Below are 289 nucleotides of genomic sequence, written 5' to 3'. Positions count from 1 at the left end.
GCATTGTTTCGACCGCCGACAATTACCTGCACCACATCAGCAATGGCCACTTCGATGTGGATGCGGACGAGCCCGCCGCGTTGGGCGGCCAGGGCAAGGGCTTCGCGCCGTTCGACCTGTACCTGGCCTCGCTGGCGGCGTGCACCGCCATCACCCTGCGCATGTACGCGCAGCGCAAGGGCTGGGACCTGGGCGTGGACGGCGCCGCCTTCACCATCAGCCGGCGCTGACAACAAAAAAGGGGACGGAGGGGATTAAGTCGCTTTTGCCTCAAAGGGGCGAAAGCGAC

1 protein-coding gene is annotated in these 289 nt (G+C 64.7%); it reads left to right on the top strand.

Annotation, left to right across the window (positions count from 1 at the left end; genetic code table 11):
• A partial coding sequence (locus EN850_RS35755) for an OsmC family protein (RefSeq protein WP_210238101.1) occupies nt 1–230 on the top strand: 230 nt, incomplete at its 5' end.
• Nucleotides 231–289 lie beyond the last annotated feature (59 nt).

Origin of the sequence: Mesorhizobium sp. M8A.F.Ca.ET.207.01.1.1, assembly GCF_004794715.1 — a bacterium.
Classification (GTDB): Bacteria; Pseudomonadota; Alphaproteobacteria; order Rhizobiales; family Rhizobiaceae; genus Mesorhizobium.
Note: the sequence above shows the minus strand (reverse complement) of the source record. Positions and strands in the feature narration are given on the sequence as shown.